The organism is Streptococcus pseudopneumoniae (genome assembly GCF_038148955.1).
GTDB lineage: Bacteria > Bacillota > Bacilli > Lactobacillales > Streptococcaceae > Streptococcus > Streptococcus pseudopneumoniae_T.
The window spans coordinates 1-20,093 of the sequence record NZ_JBBJZY010000011.1; the positions used below are offsets into that span (position 1 = coordinate 1).

Below are 20,093 nucleotides of genomic sequence, written 5' to 3' on the forward strand. Positions count from 1 at the left end.
AGATGGGGAAATATCAATTAGACGATAAGGGTCGCGCACAAGTGACTCGTTATCACGAGAAACACTCTAAAGGTGGAGCTGGTAAAAAAGAACGCTTGCTCAACCTCAGAGAACAATTTTTAAACAAGAATAAGAAAAAATAAAAGTGATACTCAATGAAAATTAAAGAGCAAACTAGGAAGCTAGCCGCAGGCTGTACTTGAGTACGGTAAGGCGACGCTGACGTGGTTTGAATTTGATTTTCGAAGAGTATGAGAGTCAGCTCTCGCTTTTCTCATAGTGGGAGGTAAGGATGGAATTACGCAGACCAAGATTAGCAGATAAAGAAACAGTTTTAGAGATGATGGCAGAGTTTGAAAAGAGCCAATCAGCCCATGATGGAGGATTTTGGGATACAGAGAACTTTGTGTATGAAGAGTGGTTGGAAACAAATATGCAAAAAGAGATGGGAATAAACTTGCCTGAAAATCGTGTTCCTTCTATTCAATTTGTATCATTTGATGATGTAGGTCGTGCTCTAGGATTTTTGAATCTGCGATTGAGACTGAATGAGGGACTGCTGAATTATGCAGGGAATATAGGATATTCTATTCGCCCATCTGAAAGAGGCAAAGGTTATGCTAAGGAAACTCTCCGTCAGGGCTTGCAAGTTGCTAAGGAAAAGAACATCAAGAAAGCTCTGGTGATCTGTAGTGTGAATAATACTGTTAGTAGAGCAGTCATTTTAGCAAATGGTGGGCTCCTTGAGGACGTTCGTAATGGTGTGTAGCGTTATTGGATAGAGGTAGCGAATGAATAATCCAAAACCACAAGAATGGAAAAGCGAGGAACTCAGTCAAGGGCGTATTATTGATTACAAGGCCTTCAACTTTGTGGATGGAGAGGGTGTGCGTAACTCTCTCTATGTATCAGGCTGCATGTTTCATTGCGAGGGATGTTATAATGTTGCGACTTGGTCTTTTAATGCTGGCATTCCATATACAGCAGAATTGGAAGAGCAGATCATGTCAGATCTTGCTCAGCCCTATGTTCAAGGCTTGACTTTGTTGGGAGGAGAACCTTTTCTCAATACGGGTATTCTCTTGCCACTCGTTAAACGCATCCGAAAGGAATTGCCAGATAAAGACATCTGGTCCTGGACGGGCTACACCTGGGAAGAAATGATGCTGGAGACACCAGATAAACTGGAACTCTTATCACTGATTGATATTCTGGTCGACGGACGGTATGATCGAACTAAAAGAAATCTTATGCTTCAGTTTCGAGGTTCGTCCAATCAACGAATTATCGATGTGCAAAAATCCCTCAAAAGTAGGCAAGTAGTGATTTGGGACAAACTCAATGACGGAAAAGAAAGCTATGAACAGGTGAAAAGAGAATGAATAAAAGAGAGCTTATAAACAGTCTGGTTTCAGAGATAGAGTTAGGGAAAATCAAGACACTTGGTATTTACGGTCATGGAGCTTCGGGTAAATCAACTTTTGCACAGGAATTGTACCAAACCCTAGATTCTGCAAAGGTAAACTTATTGGAAACCGATCCTTACATTGCTTCAAATCGTCATTTAGTGGTGCCAAAGGAGACTCCAGACCAAAAAGTGACCGCTTGTTTACCTGCGGCTCATGAACTGGTAAGTTTAGAAAGAGACATTCTCGCTTTAAAGGCTGGCATGGATATCTTAACAATTGAAGAACCTTGGAAAGCTAGTGAGGTCTTGTCTGGAGAAAAGCCAATTCTGATTGTCGAAGGGATGTCTGTTGGCTTTTTACCCAAAGAACTCTTTGACAAAACCATCTGTTTCTACACGGATGAGGAGACCGAATTAAAGAGGCGCCTAGCTAGAGATACGACTGTGAGAAATCGTGATGCATCCTTTATATTGGCTACTTATCAGATGAGACGGGAGCAATATCTACACTACTATAAAGAAACCGAGTCTAAGGCGGATGTCTTAGTGGACCAATCAGAAGGTAAATTTGAGGTCAAGAGAATTTAACTTATCATAGAAGAAAATCCGTAATTTTAGAAAGAAAAAATAGGAAAACAGTTTCATCGTAAAAAAACGAAAAAACAGCAACAAATCCCTTGCAATCGCAGGGGCTTTGTGTTATTCTATTATGGTGCTGTAAATTACAGCTTTAGCTTTGATGCAAGAGGTTGCGACACGCTCGGTTGCATTGCCACGCAACACCGCGTCGGTTTTCTTGTGGAGCTAGCCTATTATCTTAAATAGACGAAAAGGAGAAAAAGATGGCAAACAAAAAAATCCGTATCCGTTTGAAAGCTTACGAACACCGTACGCTTGACACAGCGGCTGCAAAAATCGTAGAATCAGCTACTCGTACAGGTGCACAAGTTGCGGGTCCAATCCCACTTCCAACTGAACGTAGCCTCTACACAATTATTCGTGCGACTCACAAATACAAAGACTCTCGCGAACAATTTGAAATGCGTACACACAAACGTTTGATCGATATCGTTAACCCAACTCAAAAAACAGTTGATGCCTTGATGAAATTGGATCTTCCAAGTGGTGTAAACGTAGAAATCAAACTTTAATCTAAAATATAAAAGAGCAGATGCTGGTGTTTCAATCTAATTGAACACGGGCTAAACTCGGTGTGAAAAAGATAAACTTCCTAGTGTCTGCTAGACACTGCGTCAGTTTCCTATTTTCACTTTGAGTTTGACGCCCTTTGTATCTTAGACTTGAGCATAAAAAACGCTCGTTAAAAACTTTTTGAATAAAAAATTATAGAAAAGGAACTATTTTCTCATGACAAAAGGAATCTTAGGGAAAAAAGTGGGAATGACTCAAATCTTCACTGAAGCTGGCGAATTGATCCCTGTAACAGTTATTGAAGCAACTCCAAACGTTGTTCTTCAAGTTAAAACTGTTGAAACAGACGGATACAACGCTATCCAAGTTGGTTTCGATGACAAACGCGAAGTATTGAGCAACAAACCTGCTAAAGGACATGTAGCGAAAGCTAACACGGCTCCTAAGCGCTTCATTCGTGAATTCAAAAACGTTGAAGGCTTGGAAGTTGGTGCTGAAATCACAGTTGAAACATTCGCAGCTGGAGACGTTGTTGACGTAACTGGTACTTCTAAAGGTAAAGGTTTCCAAGGTGTTATCAAACGCCACGGACAATCACGTGGACCAATGGCTCACGGTTCTCGTTACCACCGTCGTCCAGGTTCTATGGGACCTGTTGCACCTAACCGCGTATTCAAAGGTAAAAACCTTGCAGGACGTATGGGTGGCGACCGTGTAACAATTCAAAACCTTGAAGTTGTACAAGTTGTTCCAGAAAAGAACGTTATCCTTATCAAAGGTAACGTACCAGGTGCTAAGAAATCTCTTATCACTATCAAATCAGCAGTTAAAGCTGGTAAATAATAAAGAAAGGGGAAATCAGTCACAATGGCAAACGTAACATTATTTGACCAAACTGGTAAAGAAGCTGGCCAAGTTGTTCTTAACGATGCAGTATTTGGTATTGAACCAAATGAATCAGTTGTGTTTGATGTGATCATCAGCCAACGCGCAAGCCTTCGTCAAGGAACACACGCTGTTAAAAACCGCTCTGCAGTATCAGGTGGTGGACGCAAACCATGGCGTCAAAAAGGAACTGGACGTGCTCGTCAAGGTTCTATCCGCTCACCACAATGGCGTGGTGGTGGTGTTGTCTTCGGACCAACTCCACGTTCATACGGCTACAAACTTCCACAAAAAGTGCGTCGCCTAGCTCTTAAATCAGTTTACTCTGAAAAAGTTGCTGAAAACAAATTTGTAGCCGTTGATTCTCTTGAATTTACAGCTCCAAAAACTGCTGAATTTGCAAAAGTTCTTGCAGCATTGAGCATCGATTCTAAAGTTCTTGTTATCCTTGAAGAAGGAAATGAATTCGCAGCTCTTTCAGCTCGTAACCTTCCAAACGTGAAAGTTGCAACTGCTACAACTGCAAGTGTTCTTGACATCGCAAATAGCGACAAACTTCTTGTCACACAAGCAGCTATCTCTAAAATCGAGGAGGTTCTTGCATAATGAATTTGTATGATGTTATCAAAAAACCTGTCATCACTGAAAGCTCAATGGCTCAACTTGAAGCAGGGAAATATGTATTTGAAGTTGACACTCGTGCACACAAACTTTTGATCAAGCAAGCTGTTGAAGCTGCTTTCGAAGGTGTTAAAGTTGCCAACGTTAACACAATCAACGTAAAACCAAAAGCTAAACGTGTTGGACGTTACACTGGTTTTACTAACAAAACTAAAAAAGCTATCATCACACTTACAGCTGATTCTAAAGCAATCGAGTTGTTTGCTGCTGAAGCTGAATAATCTAAGGAGGAAATATCGTGGGAATTCGTGTTTATAAACCAACAACAAACGGTCGCCGTAATATGACTTCTTTGGATTTCGCTGAAATCACAACAAGCACTCCTGAAAAATCATTGCTTGTTGCATTGAAGAGCAAGGCTGGTCGTAACAACAACGGTCGTATCACTGTTCGTCACCAAGGTGGTGGACACAAACGTTTCTACCGTTTGGTTGACTTCAAACGTAACAAAGACAACGTTGAAGCAGTTGTTAAAACAATCGAGTACGATCCAAACCGTTCTGCAAACATCGCTCTTGTACACTACACTGACGGTGTGAAAGCGTACATCATCGCTCCAAAAGGTCTTGAAGTTGGTCAACGTATCGTTTCAGGTCCAGAAGCAGATATCAAAGTCGGAAACGCTCTTCCACTTGCTAACATCCCAGTTGGTACTTTGATCCACAACATCGAGTTGAAACCAGGTCGTGGTGGTGAATTGGTACGTGCTGCTGGTGCATCTGCTCAAGTATTGGGTTCTGAAGGTAAATACGTACTTGTTCGTCTTCAATCAGGTGAAGTTCGTATGATTCTTGGAACTTGCCGTGCTACAGTTGGTGTTGTCGGAAACGAACAACATGGACTTGTAAACCTTGGTAAAGCAGGACGTAGCCGTTGGAAAGGTATCCGCCCAACAGTTCGTGGTTCTGTAATGAACCCTAACGATCACCCACACGGTGGTGGTGAAGGTAAAGCACCAGTTGGTCGTAAAGCACCATCTACTCCATGGGGCAAACCTGCTCTTGGTCTTAAAACTCGTAACAAGAAAGCGAAATCTGACAAACTTATCGTTCGTCGTCGCAACGAGAAATAATATTAAACTAGTTGCTTAAGCAACTAGTAAATCCGCCAGCTCGGTAGCGCTCCATGTGAGCGCAAGCCGCTGTGGTACAACATTTAAAGGAGAAAATATAAAAATGGGACGCAGTCTTAAAAAAGGACCTTTCGTCGATGAGCATTTGATGAAAAAAGTTGAAGCTCAAGCTAACGACGAAAAGAAAAAAGTTATTAAAACTTGGTCACGTCGTTCAACGATCTTCCCAAGTTTCATTGGTTACACTATTGCAGTTTATGACGGACGTAAACACGTACCTGTTTACATCCAAGAAGACATGGTAGGTCACAAACTTGGTGAATTTGCACCAACTCGTACTTACAAAGGTCACGCTGCAGACGACAAGAAAACACGTAGAAAATAAGGAGAACATAAATGGCAGAAATTACTTCAGCTAAAGCAATGGCTCGTACAGTACGTGTTTCACCTCGTAAATCACGTCTTGTTCTTGATAACATCCGTGGTAAAAGCGTAGCCGATGCAATCGCAATCTTGACATTCACTCCAAACAAAGCTGCTGAAATCATCTTGAAAGTTTTGAACTCAGCTGTAGCTAACGCTGAAAACAACTTTGGTTTGGATAAAGCTAACTTGGTAGTATCTGAAGCATTCGCAAACGAAGGACCAACTATGAAACGTTTCCGTCCACGTGCGAAAGGTTCAGCTTCACCAATCAACAAACGTACAGCTCACATCACTGTAGCTGTTGCAGAAAAATAAGGAGGTAAAATCGTGGGTCAAAAAGTACATCCAATTGGTATGCGTGTCGGCATCATCCGTGATTGGGATGCCAAATGGTATGCTGAAAAAGAATACGCGGATTACCTTCATGAAGATCTTGCAATCCGTAAATTCGTTCAAAAAGAACTTGCTGACGCAGCAGTTTCAACTATTGAAATCGAACGCGCAGTAAACAAAGTTAACGTTTCACTTCACACTGCTAAACCAGGTATGGTTATCGGTAAAGGTGGTGCTAACGTTGATGCACTCCGTGCAAAACTTAACAAATTGACTGGAAAACAAGTACACATCAACATCATCGAAATCAAACAACCTGATTTGGATGCTCACCTTGTAGGTGAAGGAATTGCTCGTCAATTGGAGCAACGTGTTGCTTTCCGTCGTGCACAAAAACAAGCAATCCAACGTGCAATGCGTGCTGGAGCTAAAGGAATTAAAACTCAAGTATCAGGTCGTTTGAACGGTGCAGATATCGCCCGTGCTGAAGGATACTCTGAAGGAACTGTTCCACTTCACACACTTCGTGCAGATATCGATTACGCTTGGGAAGAAGCAGATACTACATACGGTAAACTTGGTGTTAAAGTATGGATCTACCGTGGTGAAGTTCTTCCAGCTCGCAAAAACACTAAAGGAGGTAAATAACCAATGTTAGTACCTAAACGTGTTAAACACCGTCGTGAATTCCGTGGAAAAATGCGCGGTGAAGCAAAAGGTGGAAAAGAAGTAGCATTCGGTGAGTACGGTCTTCAAGCTACAACTAGCCACTGGATCACTAACCGCCAAATCGAAGCTGCTCGTATCGCCATGACTCGTTACATGAAACGTGGTGGTAAAGTTTGGATTAAAATCTTCCCACACAAATCATACACTGCTAAAGCTATCGGTGTGCGTATGGGATCTGGTAAAGGGGCACCTGAAGGTTGGGTAGCACCAGTTAAACGTGGTAAAGTGATGTTCGAAATCGCTGGTGTATCTGAAGAGATTGCACGCGAAGCGCTTCGTCTTGCTAGCCACAAATTGCCAGTTAAATGTAAATTCGTAAAACGTGAAGCAGAATAAGGAGAAGGCATGAAACTTAATGAAGTAAAAGAATTTGTTAAAGAACTTCGTGGTCTTTCTCAAGAAGAACTCGCGAAGCGCGAAAACGAATTGAAAAAAGAATTGTTTGAACTTCGTTTCCAAGCTGCTACTGGTCAATTGGAACAAACAGCTCGCTTGAAAGAAGTTAAAAAACAAATCGCTCGTATCAAAACAGTTCAATCTGAAGCGAAATAATAGACTAGGGAAGGAGAAATTTCAATGGAACGCAATAATCGTAAAGTTCTTGTTGGACGTGTTGTATCTGACAAAATGGACAAGACAATCACAGTTGTAGTTGAAACAAAACGTAACCACCCAGTCTATGGTAAACGTATTAACTACTCTAAAAAATACAAAGCTCATGATGAAAACAATGTTGCCAAAGAAGGCGATATCGTACGTATCATGGAAACTCGCCCGCTTTCAGCTACAAAACGTTTCCGTCTTGTAGAAGTTGTTGAAGAAGCGGTCATCATCTAATCAAACCTGAAAGGAGAAAACTGAAATGATTCAAACAGAAACTCGTTTGAAAGTCGCAGACAACAGCGGTGCTCGCGAAATCTTGACTATCAAAGTTCTTGGTGGTTCAGGACGTAAATTTGCAAACATCGGTGATGTTATCGTGGCATCTGTAAAACAAGCTACTCCTGGTGGTGCGGTTAAAAAAGGTGACGTTGTTAAAGCAGTTATCGTTCGTACTAAATCAGGTGCTCGTCGTGCTGATGGTTCATACATCAAATTTGACGAAAATGCAGCAGTTATCATCCGTGAAGACAAAACTCCTCGCGGAACACGTATCTTTGGCCCAGTTGCACGTGAATTGCGTGAAGGTGGCTTCATGAAGATCGTGTCACTTGCTCCAGAAGTACTTTAATTTTTAGAAACAAACTAGTCCCCTGGATTTACCTCCAGGGTGCCCTTATGGGCGTAAGAAAAATCAAGGAGAAACCTAATGTTTGTAAAAAAAGGCGACAAAGTTCGCGTAATCGCTGGTAAAGATAAGGGAACAGAAGCTGTTGTCCTTACTGCCCTTCCAAAAGTAAACAAAGTTATCGTTGAAGGTGTTAACATCGTTAAGAAACACCAACGTCCAACTAACGAACTTCCTCAAGGTGGTATCATCGAGAAAGAAGCAGCTATCCACGTATCAAACGTTCAAGTATTGGACAAAAATGGTGTAGCTGGTCGTGTTGGTTACAAATTTGTAGACGGTAAAAAAGTTCGCTACAACAAAAAATCAGGCGAAGTGCTTGATTAATCACGAAGGAAAGGAGAAGTATAATGGCAAATCGTTTAAAAGAAAAATATCTTAATGAAGTAGTTCCTGCTTTGACAGAACAATTCAACTACTCATCAGTGATGGCTGTGCCTAAAGTAGATAAGATCGTTTTGAACATGGGTGTTGGTGAAGCTGTATCAAACGCTAAAAGCCTTGAAAAAGCTGCTGAAGAATTGGCACTTATCTCAGGTCAAAAACCACTTATCACTAAAGCTAAAAAATCAATCGCCGGCTTCCGTCTTCGTGAAGGTGTTGCGATCGGTGCAAAAGTTACCCTTCGTGGTGAACGTATGTACGAATTCTTGGATAAATTGGTTTCAGTTTCACTTCCACGTGTACGTGACTTCCACGGCGTTCCAACAAAATCATTTGATGGACGTGGAAACTACACACTTGGTGTGAAAGAACAATTGATTTTCCCAGAAATCAACTTCGATGACGTTGACAAAACTCGTGGTCTTGACATCGTTATCGTAACAACTGCTAACACTGACGAAGAGTCACGTGCATTGCTTACAGGCCTTGGAATGCCTTTTGCAAAATAATATAGGAGGTAAATCTAATGGCTAAAAAATCAATGATTGCTAAGAACAAACGTCCAGCGAAGTTCTCTACTCAAGCTTATACTCGTTGTGAAAAATGTGGTCGTCCACATTCAGTTTACCGCAAATTTAAACTTTGCCGTGTTTGCTTCCGTGAATTAGCTTACAAAGGACAAATCCCAGGCGTTACCAAAGCATCTTGGTAATTTAAGATATCAAGGGCGTCAAAACTCCAAGTGAAAATAGGAAACTTGACGAAGAAACTAAAGTTTCTAGGAAAGTTTATCTTTTTCACACAGAGTTTAGCCCGGGTTCAGTTGGGCTTGCCAATTTGAACACGAGCTACAGTTTTGGCAAAAAAAACCAATTTTCTTTGGAGCATCGCTCCTGTATCAAATTGCCTATTTTTGCTCTTGCTGTTACGCTCTTTGTATCATGTATTAACTAGCAAGTGCAACTTGCAAACTACTAGTAAGAGGAGAAAAACAAAATGGTTATGACTGACCCAATCGCAGACTTCCTAACTCGTATTCGTAACGCTAACCAAGCTAAACACGAAGTACTTGAAGTACCTGCATCAAACATCAAAAAAGGGATTGCTGAAATCCTTAAACGCGAAGGTTTTGTAAAAAACGTTGAAATCATCGAGGATGACAAACAAGGCATCATCCGTGTATTCCTTAAATACGGACCAAACGGTGAAAAAGTTATCACTAACTTGAAACGTGTTTCTAAACCAGGACTTCGTGTCTACAAAAAACGTGAAGACCTTCCAAAAGTTCTTAACGGACTTGGAATTGCTATCCTTTCAACTTCTGAAGGTTTGCTTACTGATAAAGAAGCACGCCAAAAGAATGTTGGTGGTGAGGTTATCGCTTACGTTTGGTAATATTTAGTTCCCAATTTCTTTGTGACTCTTCGTTATCGTCTCTTGCCTAACCCAAAGTTATGCCTGCGAGACGATGCCTAGATTCACTTTGAAATTGAAACCTAAATGTTCCTTTAAATCGAGAAATCGATTTAACCCCGTGAAAACTGGCTATTATGGCCTGACAATTTAACAGGAGAAAATAAACATGTCACGTATTGGTAATAAAGTTATCGTGTTGCCTGCTGGTGTTGAACTCACTAACAATGACAACGTTGTAACTGTAAAAGGACCTAAAGGAGAACTTACTCGTGAGTTCTCAAAAGATATTGAAATCCGTGTGGAAGGTACTGAAGTAACTCTTCACCGTCCAAACGATTCAAAAGAAATGAAAACTATCCACGGAACTACTCGTGCCCTTTTGAACAACATGGTTGTTGGTGTATCAGAAGGATTCAAGAAAGAACTTGAAATGCGCGGGGTTGGTTACCGTGCACAACTTCAAGGATCTAAACTTGTTTTGGCTGTTGGTAAATCTCATCCGGATGAAGTTGAAGCTCCAGAAGGAATTACTTTTGAACTTCCAAACCCAACAACAATCGTTGTTAGCGGAATTTCAAAAGAAGTAGTTGGTCAAACAGCTGCTTACGTACGTAGCCTTCGTTCACCAGAACCATATAAAGGTAAAGGTATCCGTTACGTTGGTGAATTCGTTCGCCGTAAAGAAGGTAAAACAGGTAAATAATGTTGAGTGGTTGAGTCTCAACCACCAACCTATTTTCCAACTTTGTGCATAGCACACGATTTAAAACTAAAGAGGTGAAAACTGTGATTTCAAAACCAGATAAAAACAAACTCCGCCAAAAACGCCACCGTCGCGTTCGCGGAAAACTCTCTGGAACTGCTGATCGCCCACGTTTGAACGTATTCCGTTCTAATACAGGCATCTACGCTCAAGTGATTGATGACGTAGCGGGTGTAACGCTCGCAAGTGCTTCAACTCTTGACAAAGAAGTTTCAAAAGGAACTAAAACTGAACAAGCCGTTGCTGTCGGTAAACTCGTTGCAGAACGTGCAAACGCTAAAGGTATTTCAGAAGTGGTGTTCGACCGCGGTGGATATCTATATCACGGACGTGTGAAAGCTTTGGCTGATGCAGCTCGTGAAAACGGATTGAAATTCTAATAGGAGGACACTAGAAAATGGCATTTAAAGACAATGCAGTTGAATTAGAAGAACGCGTAGTTGCTGTCAACCGTGTTACAAAAGTTGTTAAAGGTGGACGTCGTCTTCGTTTCGCAGCTCTTGTTGTTGTTGGTGACCACAACGGTCGCGTAGGATTTGGTACTGGTAAAGCTCAAGAAGTTCCAGAAGCAATCCGTAAAGCAGTAGATGATGCTAAGAAAAACTTGATCGAAGTTCCTATGGTTGGAACAACAATCCCACACGAAGTTCTTTCAGAATTCGGTGGAGCTAAAGTATTGTTGAAACCTGCTGTAGAAGGTTCTGGAGTTGCCGCTGGTGGTGCAGTTCGTGCCGTTGTGGAATTGGCAGGTGTGGCAGATATTACATCTAAATCACTTGGTTCTAACACTCCAATCAACATTGTTCGTGCAACTGTTGAAGGTTTGAAACAATTGAAACGCGCTGAAGAAGTTGCTGCCCTTCGTGGTATTTCAGTTTCTGATTTGGCATAAGAAAGGGGATAAAATGGCTCAAATTAAAATTACTTTGACTAAGTCTCCAATCGGACGCATTCCATCACAACGTAAAACTGTTGTAGCACTTGGACTTGGCAAATTGAACAGCTCTGTTATTAAAGAAGACAACGCTGCTATCCGTGGTATGATCACAGCAGTATCTCACTTGGTAACAGTTGAAGAAGTAAACTAATGAATTTTTAGGGGATGTGCAGTATACCATCCCCTAAAACTAGATATAGTCATCTATGATGACGTCGTATAGGCGAGTTGATGGGGGAGACAACCTTTTCTCCCTTATCGGCGCTAGCATTTTACAAAAGAGGAGAAAATAAAAATGAAACTTCATGAATTGAAACCTGCAGAAGGTTCTCGTAAAGTACGCAACCGCGTTGGTCGTGGTACTTCATCAGGTAACGGTAAAACATCTGGTCGTGGTCAAAAAGGTCAAAAAGCTCGTAGCGGTGGCGGAGTTCGCCTTGGTTTTGAAGGTGGACAAACTCCATTGTTCCGTCGTCTTCCAAAACGTGGATTCACTAACATCAACGCTAAAGAATACGCAATTGTGAACCTTGACCAATTGAACGTCTTTGAAGATGGTGCTGAAGTAACTCCAGTTGTTCTTATCGAATCAGGAATTGTTAAAGCTGAAAAATCAGGTATTAAAATTCTTGGTAACGGTGAGTTGACTAAGAAATTGACTGTGAAAGCAGCTAAATTCTCTAAATCAGCTGAAGAAGCTATCACTGCTAAAGGTGGTTCAGTAGAAGTCATCTAAGAGAGGTGACCTATGTTTTTTAAATTATTAAGAGAAGCTCTTAAAGTCAAGCAAGTTCGATCAAAAATTTTATTTACAATTTTTATCGTTTTGGTCTTTCGTATCGGGACTAGCATTACCGTTCCTGGTGTGAATGCCAATAGCTTGAATGCTTTAAGTGGATTATCCTTCTTAAACATGTTGAGTTTGGTGTCAGGGAATGCCCTAAAAAACTTTTCGATTTTTGCCCTAGGAGTTAGTCCCTATATCACCGCTTCTATCGTTGTCCAGCTCTTGCAAATGGATATTTTACCGAAATTTGTAGAGTGGGGTAAACAAGGGGAAGTAGGTCGAAGAAAATTGAACCAAGCTACTCGTTATATTGCCCTTGGTCTAGCCTTTGTGCAATCTATCGGGATTACAGCTGGTTTTAATACCTTGGCTGGAGCTCAATTGATTAAAACTGCTTTAACTCCACAAGTTTTTCTGACGATTGGTATCATCTTAACAGCTGGTAGTATGATTGTCACTTGGTTGGGTGAGCAAATTACAGATAAGGGATACGGAAATGGTGTTTCCATGATTATCTTTGCCGGGATTGTTGCTTCAATTCCAGAGATGATTCAGGGTATCTATGTGGACTACTTTGTGAACGTGCCAAGTAGCCGTATCACTTCATCTATCATTTTCGTAATCATTTTGATTATTACTGTATTGTTGATCATTTACTTTACAACTTATGTTCAACAAGCAGAATACAAAATTCCAATCCAATATACTAAGGTTGCACAAGGTGCTCCATCTAGCTCTTACCTTCCATTGAAGGTAAACCCTGCTGGAGTTATCCCTGTTATCTTTGCAAGTTCCATTACTGCAGCGCCTGCGGCTATTCTTCAGTTTTTGAGCGCTACAGGTCATGATTGGGCTTGGGTAAGGGTAGCACAAGAGATGTTGGCAACCACTTCTCCAACTGGTATTGCCGTGTATGCTTTGTTGATTATTCTCTTTACATTCTTCTATACGTTTGTACAGATTAATCCTGAAAAAGCGGCAGAGAACCTACAAAAGAGTGGTGCCTATATCCATGGAGTTCGTCCTGGTAAAGGTACAGAAGAATATATGTCTAAACTTCTTCGTCGTCTTGCAACTGTTGGTTCCCTCTTCCTTGGTGTGATTTCCATTTTGCCGATTGCAGCTAAAGATGTATTTGGTCTTTCTGATGTTGTTGCCTTTGGTGGAACAAGTCTCTTGATCATTATCTCTACTGGTATCGAAGGAATCAAGCAATTGGAAGGTTACCTATTGAAACGTAAGTATGTTGGTTTCATGGATAGAACAGAATAAAAGTATTTACTGATACTCTTCGAAAATCAAATTCAAACCACGTCAGCTTTATCTGCAACCTCAAAGCAGTGCTTTGAGCAACCTGCGGCTAGCTTCCTAGTTTGCTCTTTGATTTTCATTGAGTATGAAGCAGTAAATGCTGAGGGAGTGGAGGTTTAAACTCTGACATTTGTGAGAGTTTGGTCTCCCCTCTTCTATTTTGTTTTTAAATAGGGGTGAAAAGACTTTTTGCTTCTATTTAAAAATAAAATAAGGAGATCAGATCATGAATCTTTTGATTATGGGCTTACCTGGTGCAGGTAAGGGAACTCAAGCAGCAAAAATCGTAGAACAATTCCATGTTGCACATATCTCAACAGGTGATATGTTCCGCGCTGCAATGGCAAATCAAACTGAAATGGGTGTTCTTGCTAAGTCATATATTGACAAGGGTGAATTGGTTCCTGACGAAGTTACAAATGGGATCGTAAAAGAACGTCTTTCACAAGATGATATTAAAGAAACAGGATTCTTGTTGGATGGTTACCCACGTACGATCGAACAAGCTCATGCCTTAGACAAAACATTGGCTGAACTTGGCATCGAACTAGAAGGTGTTATCAACATCGAAGTGAATCCAGACAGCCTCTTGGAACGTTTGAGTGGCCGTATCATCCACCGCGTAACTGGAGAAACTTTCCACAAGGTCTTTAACCCACCAGTTGACTATAAAGAAGAAGATTACTACCAACGTGAAGATGATAAACCTGAGACAGTAAAACGTCGATTGGACGTTAATATTGCTCAAGGAGAACCAATCATTGCTCACTACCGTGCCAAAGGTTTGGTTCATGACATCGAAGGTAATCAAGATATCAATGATGTCTTCTCAGATATTGAAAAAGTATTGACAAATTTGAAATAAAGCGTTTTTCACACTTGCAAAAATCCGCTACAAATGTTATACTGAGATAGTCTGACTTATAATTGTTGTCTCTGTGTCTAGAGGCATCGAATCGAAATTTATGGAGGTGCTTTTGCGTGGCAAAAGACGATGTGATTGAAGTTGAAGGCAAAGTAGTTGATACAATGCCGAATGCAATGTTTACGGTTGAACTTGAAAATGGACATCAGATTTTAGCAACAGTTTCTGGTAAAATTCGTAAAAACTATATTCGTATTTTAGCGGGAGATCGTGTTACTGTCGAAATGAGTCCATATGACTTGACACGTGGACGTATCACTTACCGCTTTAAATAATCGAAAAACTTGGAGGGATAAGAAATGAAAGTAAGACCATCGGTCAAACCAATTTGCGAATACTGTAAAGTTATTCGTCGTAATGGTCGTGTTATGGTAATTTGCCCAGCAAATCCAAAACACAAACAACGTCAAGGATAAGATAGAAAGGAGAAAACATGGCTCGTATTGCTGGAGTTGACATTCCAAATGACAAACGCGTAGTAATCTCATTGACTTATGTTTATGGTATCGGACTTGCAACATCTAAGAAAATTTTGGCTGCTGCTGGAATCTCAGAAGATGTTCGTGTACGTGATCTTACATCAGATCAAGAAGATGCTATCCGTCGTGAAGTGGATGCAATCAAAGTTGAAGGTGACCTTCGTCGTGAAGTAAACTTGAACATCAAACGTTTGATGGAAATCGGTTCATACCGTGGTATCCGTCACCGTCGTGGACTTCCTGTCCGTGGACAAAATACTAAAAACAACGCTCGCACTCGTAAAGGTAAAGCTGTTGCGATTGCTGGTAAGAAAAAATAATATAGGAGGTAAAAGTCTTGGCTAAACCAACACGTAAACGTCGTGTGAAAAAGAATATCGAATCTGGTATTGCTCATATTCACGCTACATTTAATAACACTATTGTTATGATTACTGATGTGCATGGTAATGCAATTGCTTGGTCATCAGCTGGTGCTCTTGGTTTCAAAGGTTCTCGTAAATCTACACCATTCGCTGCTCAAATGGCTTCTGAAGCTGCTGCTAAATCTGCACAAGAACACGGTCTTAAATCAGTTGAAGTTACTGTAAAAGGTCCAGGTTCTGGTCGTGAGTCAGCTATTCGTGCGCTTGCTGCCGCTGGTCTTGAAGTAACAGCAATTCGTGATGTGACTCCAGTGCCACACAATGGTGCTCGTCCTCCAAAACGTCGCCGTGTATAATCATCGCATTACACTGCTTTTCGTTTAAGAGGGAGTAACTAAATGATCGAGTTTGAAAAACCAAATATAACAAAAATTGATGAAAATAAAGATTATGGCAAGTTTGTAATCGAACCACTTGAACGTGGCTACGGTACAACTCTTGGTAACTCTCTTCGTCGTGTACTTCTAGCTTCTCTACCAGGAGCAGCTGTGACATCTATCAACATTGATGGTGTGTTACATGAGTTTGACACAGTTCCAGGTGTTCGTGAAGACGTGATGCAAATCATTCTGAACATTAAAGGAATTGCAGTGAAATCGTACGTTGAAGACGAAAAAATCATCGAACTGGATGTTGAAGGTCCTGCTGAAGTAACAGCTGGTGACATTTTGACAGATAGCGATATTGAAATTGTAAATCCAGATCATTATCTCTTTACAATCGGTGAAGGTTCTTCTCTAAAAGCGACTATGACTGTTAACAGTGGTCGTGGATATGTACCTGCTGATGAAAATAAAAAGGATAATGCACCAGTTGGAACACTTGCTGTAGATTCTATTTATACACCAGTTACAAAAGTCAACTATCAAGTGGAACCTGCTCGTGTAGGTAGCAATGATGGATTTGACAAATTAACCCTTGAAATCTTGACAAATGGAACAATTATTCCAGAAGATGCTTTAGGGCTTTCAGCACGTATTTTGACAGAACATCTTGATTTGTTTACAAATCTTACTGAGATTGCTAAGTCAACTGAAGTGATGAAAGAAGCTGACACTGAATCTGACGACCGTATTTTGGATCGTACGATTGAGGAACTGGACTTGTCTGTGCGTTCATACAACTGTTTGAAACGTGCCGGTATCAATACTGTGCATGATTTGACAGAAAAATCTGAAGCAGAGATGATGAAAGTACGAAATCTTGGACGCAAGAGTTTGGAAGAAGTGAAACTCAAACTCATTGATTTGGGTCTTGGATTAAAAGATAAATAAAGGAGGAATACATGGCTTACCGTAAACTAGGACGCACTAGCTCACAACGTAAAGCAATGCTTCGCGATTTGACAACGGACCTTTTGATCAACGAATCAATCGTGACAACTGAAGCTCGTGCTAAAGAAATCCGTAAAACTGTTGAAAAAATGATTACTCTAGGTAAACGTGGTGATTTGCATGCACGTCGTCAAGCAGCTGCTTTCGTACGTAATGAAATCGCATCTGAAAACTATGATGAAGCAACTGATAAGTACACTTCTACTACAGCACTTCAAAAATTATTCTCAGAAATCGCACCTCGTTATGCTGAACGTAACGGTGGATACACTCGTATCCTTAAAACTGAACCACGTCGTGGTGATGCAGCGCCAATGGCGATCATCGAATTAGTATAAAATCATCAATTTTGTTGAGTGTTATGATGATGGAGTCTTGTGCTCTTAGTCTAGCTCTGGTCTACCGCTAGGATTTCGGTCCTAGCGGGAACACTCATCATAAGTTGGGATAGTAGACGCTTGTTTACGAAATTGTTTTTTGCTTAAGAACAACTTCGTAAGCAGGCGTTTTTGAGTATTTTCGTTAGAATTATGCTATACTATTTGAAAAGAATCCTGTTTAATGTTCAGGTTTCTTATTTTAAGAAGAATTGGAGTTTGCTTATGAAAGCGATTATAACTGTTGTTGGTAAAGATAAATCTGGAATTGTTGCAGGTGTTTCTGGTAAAATTGCAGAATTGGGTTTGAACATAGACGATATTTCTCAAACTGTCTTAGATGAATATTTCACGATGATGGCTGTCGTCTCTAGTGATAAAAAGCAAGATTTTACTTATCTGAGAAATGAGTTTGAAACTTTTGGGCAAATTTTAAATGTGAAAATCAACATTCAGAGTGCAGCGATTTTCGAAGCTATGTATAATATCTAGGAGGTGCACATGGATATTAGACAAGTTACTGAAACCATTGCCATGATTGAGGAGCAAAACTTCGATATTAGAACCATTACCATGGGGATTTCCCTTTTAGACTGTATCGATCCAGATATCAATCGTGCTGCGGAGAAAATTTATCAAAAGATAACGATCAAGGCGGCTAATTTAGTGGCTGTTGGTGATGAAATTGCAGCTGAGTTGGGAATTCCAATCGTTAATAAGCGTGTATCGGTGACACCTATTTCTTTGATTGGAGCAGCGACAGATGCGACAGACTATGTAGTTCTGGCAAAAGCGCTTGATAAGGCTGCGAAAGAAATCGGTGTGGATTTTATTGGTGGTTTCTCTGCCTTGGTACAAAAGGGGTACCAAAAGGGAGATGAGATTCTCATCAATTCTATTCCTCGTGCTTTGGCTGAAACGGACAAGGTCTGCTCGTCAGTCAATATCGGCTCAACAAAGTCTGGTATCAATATGACGGCTGTGGCGGATATGGGACGAGTTATCAAGGAAACGGCTAATCTATCAGATATGGGAGCGGCCAAGTTGGTTGTGTTCGCTAATGCTGTTGAGGACAATCCATTTATGGCTGGTGCCTTCCATGGTGTTGGGGAAGCAGATGTTATCATCAATGTCGGAGTTTCTGGTCCTGGCGTGGTCAAGCGTGCCTTGGAAAAAGTTCGTGGACAGAGCTTTGATGTAGTAGCAGAAACAGTTAAGAAAACTGCCTTTAAAATCACTCGTATCGGTCAATTGGTTGGTCAGTTGGCCAGTGAGAGACTGGGTGTGGAGTTTGGTATTGTGGACTTGAGTTTGGCGCCAACTCCTGCGGTTGGAGATTCTGTTGCACGTGTCCTTGAGGAAATGGGGCTGGAAACAGTTGGAACGCATGGAACGACGGCTGCCTTGGCTCTCTTGAATGACCAAGTTAAGAAGGGCGGAGTGATGGCCTGCAACCAAGTCGGAGGTTTGTCTGGTGCCTTTATCCCTGTTTCTGAGGATGAGGGAATGATTGCTGCAGTGCAAAATGGCTCTCTTAATTTGGAAAAACTAGAAGCCATGACGGCTATCTGTTCTGTTGGTTTGGATATGATTGCCATCCCAGAAGATACGCCTGCTGAAACCATTGCTGCCATGATTGCGGATGAGGCAGCAATTGGTGTTATTAACATGAAAACAACAGCTGTTCGTATCATTCCAAAAGGAAAAGAAGGCGATATGATTGAGTTTGGTGGCCTATTAGGAACTGCGCCTGTTATGAAGGTCAATAGGGCTTCGTCTGTCGATTTCATCTCTCGTGGAGGACAAATCCCAGCACCAATTCATAGTTTTAAAAATTAAGAAAATAGGAGAAATTTTAAGTTCTATTTAAGGTTAGACGTGTATACTATAACCATTAAATAAAGACCTCCTAATATTATTTGAAACAGATAACACCGATTTAGTTTGAATTTGATTTTCATCTAATATCTTTATTTAATGAACTCCTAAACTTTTTCATAATAATCTCCTGCAAAAGTCGCCTGTATGGGTGGCTTTTGTTTTATCATCCATGATATAATAGAAGCAAACGGAGGACGGAAAATGGTAAAAGTACGATTGTATTTGGTACGTCATGGCAAGACCATGTTTAACACGATTGGTCGTGCGCAAGGTTGGAGCGATACTCCCTTAACAGCTGAAGGTGAGCGAGGGATTCAAGAATTAGGAATCGGTTTGCGAGAATCTGGTCTACAGTTTGAGCGCGCTTATTCCAGTGATTCTGGTCGCACCATTCAGACTATGGGAATCATACTTGACGAACTTGGCTTGCAGGAGAAAATCCCTTATCGCATGGACAAGCGGATCAGAGAATGGTGTTTCGGTAGTTTTGATGGAGCCTACGATGGTGATCTTTTCATGGGCATTATTCCTCGTATCTTTAATGTGGACCACGTTCACCAATTGTCTTATGCTGAACTGGCTGAGGGCTTGGTGGAGGTTGATACAGCTGGTTGGGCTGAAGGCTGGGAAAAACTCAGTGGCCGAATCAAGGAGGGCTTTGAAGCGATTGCTAAAGAAATGGAAGAACAAGGTGGGGGCAATGCCCTTGTCGTCAGCCACGGAATGACCATTGGAACCATTGTTTATCTGATCAATGGTATGCATCCACATGGTCTCGATAATGGTAGCGTGACGATCCTTGAATATGAGGACGGCCGGTTTAGCGTAGAAGTTGTCGGTGACCGTAGTTACCGAGAACTAGGACGGGAGAAGATGGAGGAAGCCTCTATTTAATACTCTTCGAAAATCTCTTCAAACCGCGTCAACGTCGTCTTGTCGTAGATATGGTTACTGACTTCGTCAGTTCTATCCACAACCTCAAAGCAGTGCTTTGAGCAACCTGCGGCTAGTTTCCTAGTTTGCTCTTTGATTTTCATTGAGTATAAGAATTTGATAGGAATATCAAGATAAGAAAAAACAGCCGAGGGTAATCCTTTCGG

36 protein-coding genes are annotated in these 20,093 nt (G+C 41.1%); 35 read left to right on the plus strand and 1 reads right to left on the minus strand.

Annotated elements, in window-relative coordinates:
- Window positions 1-292: 292 nt before the first annotated feature.
- The 35 genes from WKI23_RS05145 to WKI23_RS05315 all read left to right on the plus strand — a co-directional run bounded on the left by WKI23_RS05145 (window position 293) and on the right by WKI23_RS05315 (window position 19,887).
- Window positions 293-769 carry a GNAT family N-acetyltransferase gene (locus tag WKI23_RS05145; protein ID WP_368079178.1) on the plus strand — a complete coding sequence of 159 codons (477 nt, stop codon included), beginning with the start codon at window positions 293-295 and terminating at the stop codon, window positions 767-769.
- Window positions 770-791: 22 nt separating this feature from the next.
- Window positions 792-1,382, plus strand: coding sequence for an anaerobic ribonucleoside-triphosphate reductase activating protein (gene nrdG, locus WKI23_RS05150; RefSeq protein ID WP_368079179.1), 591 nt, complete (start codon window positions 792-794; stop codon window positions 1,380-1,382).
- Complete coding sequence (locus WKI23_RS05155; RefSeq protein WP_368079180.1) at window positions 1,379-1,996, plus strand: phosphoribulokinase; 618 nt, start codon at window positions 1,379-1,381, stop codon at window positions 1,994-1,996. The genes nrdG and WKI23_RS05155 overlap by 4 nt, the downstream gene beginning before the upstream one ends.
- Window positions 1,997-2,250: 254 nt before the next feature.
- Entirely contained in the window at window positions 2,251-2,559 is a 309-nt protein-coding gene (rpsJ, locus tag WKI23_RS05160) for a 30S ribosomal protein S10 (RefSeq protein WP_001284513.1), read from the plus strand.
- Between the two features lie 217 nt (window positions 2,560-2,776).
- Window positions 2,777-3,403 (plus strand): 50S ribosomal protein L3, encoded by a 627-nt coding sequence (rplC, locus tag WKI23_RS05165; RefSeq protein ID WP_000160197.1) that lies wholly within the window; start codon window positions 2,777-2,779, stop codon window positions 3,401-3,403.
- A gap of 24 nt (window positions 3,404-3,427) precedes the next feature.
- Window positions 3,428-4,051, plus strand: coding sequence for a 50S ribosomal protein L4 (gene rplD, locus WKI23_RS05170; protein WP_000024539.1), 624 nt, complete (start codon window positions 3,428-3,430; stop codon window positions 4,049-4,051).
- Window positions 4,051-4,347 (plus strand): 50S ribosomal protein L23, encoded by a 297-nt coding sequence (locus tag WKI23_RS05175; protein ID WP_001055347.1) that lies wholly within the window; start codon window positions 4,051-4,053, stop codon window positions 4,345-4,347. The genes rplD and WKI23_RS05175 overlap by 1 nt, the downstream gene beginning before the upstream one ends.
- Window positions 4,348-4,364: 17 nt before the next feature.
- The gene (rplB, locus tag WKI23_RS05180; protein ID WP_000512911.1) at window positions 4,365-5,198 is read left to right on the plus strand and encodes a 50S ribosomal protein L2; all 834 of its coding nucleotides are present in this window, start codon (window positions 4,365-4,367) and stop codon (window positions 5,196-5,198) included.
- Window positions 5,199-5,301: 103 nt separating this feature from the next.
- Window positions 5,302-5,583 (plus strand): 30S ribosomal protein S19, encoded by a 282-nt coding sequence (rpsS, locus tag WKI23_RS05185; protein ID WP_000533766.1) that lies wholly within the window; start codon window positions 5,302-5,304, stop codon window positions 5,581-5,583.
- Window positions 5,584-5,594: 11 nt separating this feature from the next.
- Window positions 5,595-5,939, plus strand: coding sequence for a 50S ribosomal protein L22 (gene rplV, locus WKI23_RS05190; protein WP_000818137.1), 345 nt, complete (start codon window positions 5,595-5,597; stop codon window positions 5,937-5,939).
- Window positions 5,940-5,951: 12 nt separating this feature from the next.
- Complete coding sequence (gene rpsC, locus WKI23_RS05195) at window positions 5,952-6,605, plus strand: 30S ribosomal protein S3 (RefSeq protein ID WP_000529936.1); 654 nt, start codon at window positions 5,952-5,954, stop codon at window positions 6,603-6,605.
- A 3-nt stretch (window positions 6,606-6,608) separates the two neighbouring features.
- The gene (gene rplP, locus WKI23_RS05200; protein ID WP_000960946.1) at window positions 6,609-7,022 is read left to right on the plus strand and encodes a 50S ribosomal protein L16; all 414 of its coding nucleotides are present in this window, start codon (window positions 6,609-6,611) and stop codon (window positions 7,020-7,022) included.
- A 9-nt stretch (window positions 7,023-7,031) separates the two neighbouring features.
- Window positions 7,032-7,238, plus strand: coding sequence for a 50S ribosomal protein L29 (rpmC, locus tag WKI23_RS05205; RefSeq protein ID WP_000772918.1), 207 nt, complete (start codon window positions 7,032-7,034; stop codon window positions 7,236-7,238).
- Window positions 7,239-7,262: 24 nt separating this feature from the next.
- Window positions 7,263-7,523, plus strand: a complete 261-nt coding sequence (gene rpsQ, locus WKI23_RS05210; protein ID WP_000440801.1) for a 30S ribosomal protein S17 — start codon at window positions 7,263-7,265, stop codon at window positions 7,521-7,523.
- A gap of 25 nt (window positions 7,524-7,548) precedes the next feature.
- Window positions 7,549-7,917, plus strand: coding sequence for a 50S ribosomal protein L14 (gene rplN, locus WKI23_RS05215; RefSeq protein WP_000616545.1), 369 nt, complete (start codon window positions 7,549-7,551; stop codon window positions 7,915-7,917).
- A gap of 78 nt (window positions 7,918-7,995) precedes the next feature.
- Complete coding sequence (rplX, locus tag WKI23_RS05220) at window positions 7,996-8,301, plus strand: 50S ribosomal protein L24 (RefSeq protein WP_000497691.1); 306 nt, start codon at window positions 7,996-7,998, stop codon at window positions 8,299-8,301.
- 23 nt (window positions 8,302-8,324) lie between these two features.
- Window positions 8,325-8,867, plus strand: a complete 543-nt coding sequence (gene rplE, locus WKI23_RS05225; protein ID WP_000013542.1) for a 50S ribosomal protein L5 — start codon at window positions 8,325-8,327, stop codon at window positions 8,865-8,867.
- 17 nt (window positions 8,868-8,884) lie between these two features.
- Window positions 8,885-9,070 (plus strand): type Z 30S ribosomal protein S14, encoded by a 186-nt coding sequence (locus WKI23_RS05230; RefSeq protein ID WP_001085697.1) that lies wholly within the window; start codon window positions 8,885-8,887, stop codon window positions 9,068-9,070.
- A gap of 284 nt (window positions 9,071-9,354) precedes the next feature.
- A complete protein-coding gene (rpsH, locus tag WKI23_RS05235) occupies window positions 9,355-9,753 on the plus strand; it encodes a 30S ribosomal protein S8 (RefSeq protein WP_000245504.1) in 399 nt (132 codons plus the stop codon).
- Between the two features lie 187 nt (window positions 9,754-9,940).
- Window positions 9,941-10,477, plus strand: coding sequence for a 50S ribosomal protein L6 (gene rplF / locus WKI23_RS05240; RefSeq protein ID WP_000086640.1), 537 nt, complete (start codon window positions 9,941-9,943; stop codon window positions 10,475-10,477).
- An 83-nt stretch (window positions 10,478-10,560) separates the two neighbouring features.
- Window positions 10,561-10,917, plus strand: a complete 357-nt coding sequence (gene rplR, locus WKI23_RS05245) for a 50S ribosomal protein L18 (protein WP_000624044.1) — start codon at window positions 10,561-10,563, stop codon at window positions 10,915-10,917.
- Window positions 10,918-10,934: 17 nt separating this feature from the next.
- Entirely contained in the window at window positions 10,935-11,429 is a 495-nt protein-coding gene (rpsE, locus tag WKI23_RS05250; protein ID WP_000874202.1) for a 30S ribosomal protein S5, read from the plus strand.
- 13 nt (window positions 11,430-11,442) lie between these two features.
- On the plus strand, window positions 11,443-11,625 hold the full coding sequence (gene rpmD, locus WKI23_RS05255; RefSeq protein WP_000057241.1) for a 50S ribosomal protein L30: 183 nt from the start codon (window positions 11,443-11,445) through the stop codon (window positions 11,623-11,625).
- Between the two features lie 144 nt (window positions 11,626-11,769).
- Window positions 11,770-12,210: a 50S ribosomal protein L15 gene (gene rplO / locus WKI23_RS05260; protein ID WP_000766090.1), complete on the plus strand. Its 441-nt coding sequence runs from the start codon at window positions 11,770-11,772 to the stop codon at window positions 12,208-12,210.
- 12 nt (window positions 12,211-12,222) lie between these two features.
- Window positions 12,223-13,533 (plus strand): preprotein translocase subunit SecY, encoded by a 1,311-nt coding sequence (gene secY / locus WKI23_RS05265; RefSeq protein WP_368079181.1) that lies wholly within the window; start codon window positions 12,223-12,225, stop codon window positions 13,531-13,533.
- A gap of 265 nt (window positions 13,534-13,798) precedes the next feature.
- Window positions 13,799-14,437: an adenylate kinase gene (locus WKI23_RS05270; protein ID WP_001050436.1), complete on the plus strand. Its 639-nt coding sequence runs from the start codon at window positions 13,799-13,801 to the stop codon at window positions 14,435-14,437.
- 116 nt (window positions 14,438-14,553) lie between these two features.
- Window positions 14,554-14,772 (plus strand): translation initiation factor IF-1, encoded by a 219-nt coding sequence (gene infA / locus WKI23_RS05275; protein ID WP_001029883.1) that lies wholly within the window; start codon window positions 14,554-14,556, stop codon window positions 14,770-14,772.
- A 24-nt stretch (window positions 14,773-14,796) separates the two neighbouring features.
- A complete protein-coding gene (gene rpmJ / locus WKI23_RS05280; RefSeq protein WP_001808836.1) occupies window positions 14,797-14,913 on the plus strand; it encodes a 50S ribosomal protein L36 in 117 nt (38 codons plus the stop codon).
- A gap of 17 nt (window positions 14,914-14,930) precedes the next feature.
- Window positions 14,931-15,296: a 30S ribosomal protein S13 gene (rpsM, locus tag WKI23_RS05285; protein WP_000090781.1), complete on the plus strand. Its 366-nt coding sequence runs from the start codon at window positions 14,931-14,933 to the stop codon at window positions 15,294-15,296.
- 17 nt (window positions 15,297-15,313) lie between these two features.
- Window positions 15,314-15,697, plus strand: a complete 384-nt coding sequence (rpsK, locus tag WKI23_RS05290) for a 30S ribosomal protein S11 (RefSeq protein ID WP_001118385.1) — start codon at window positions 15,314-15,316, stop codon at window positions 15,695-15,697.
- Between the two features lie 42 nt (window positions 15,698-15,739).
- Complete coding sequence (locus WKI23_RS05295) at window positions 15,740-16,675, plus strand: DNA-directed RNA polymerase subunit alpha (RefSeq protein WP_000568988.1); 936 nt, start codon at window positions 15,740-15,742, stop codon at window positions 16,673-16,675.
- An 11-nt stretch (window positions 16,676-16,686) separates the two neighbouring features.
- The gene (gene rplQ / locus WKI23_RS05300) at window positions 16,687-17,073 is read left to right on the plus strand and encodes a 50S ribosomal protein L17 (protein WP_000331493.1); all 387 of its coding nucleotides are present in this window, start codon (window positions 16,687-16,689) and stop codon (window positions 17,071-17,073) included.
- Between the two features lie 264 nt (window positions 17,074-17,337).
- The gene (locus WKI23_RS05305; protein WP_049511413.1) at window positions 17,338-17,604 is read left to right on the plus strand and encodes an ACT domain-containing protein; all 267 of its coding nucleotides are present in this window, start codon (window positions 17,338-17,340) and stop codon (window positions 17,602-17,604) included.
- A gap of 9 nt (window positions 17,605-17,613) precedes the next feature.
- Complete coding sequence (locus WKI23_RS05310; protein WP_368079182.1) at window positions 17,614-18,951, plus strand: PFL family protein; 1,338 nt, start codon at window positions 17,614-17,616, stop codon at window positions 18,949-18,951.
- Window positions 18,952-19,194: 243 nt separating this feature from the next.
- On the plus strand, window positions 19,195-19,887 hold the full coding sequence (locus WKI23_RS05315; protein WP_368079183.1) for a histidine phosphatase family protein: 693 nt from the start codon (window positions 19,195-19,197) through the stop codon (window positions 19,885-19,887).
- On the opposite strand, the gene WKI23_RS05320 is transcribed toward WKI23_RS05315, so the two are convergent.
- On the minus strand, window positions 19,884-20,030 hold the full coding sequence (locus WKI23_RS05320) for a hypothetical protein (RefSeq protein WP_007285118.1): 147 nt from the start codon (window positions 20,028-20,030) through the stop codon (window positions 19,884-19,886). The genes WKI23_RS05315 and WKI23_RS05320 overlap by 4 nt on opposite strands.
- Window positions 20,031-20,093 lie beyond the last annotated feature (63 nt).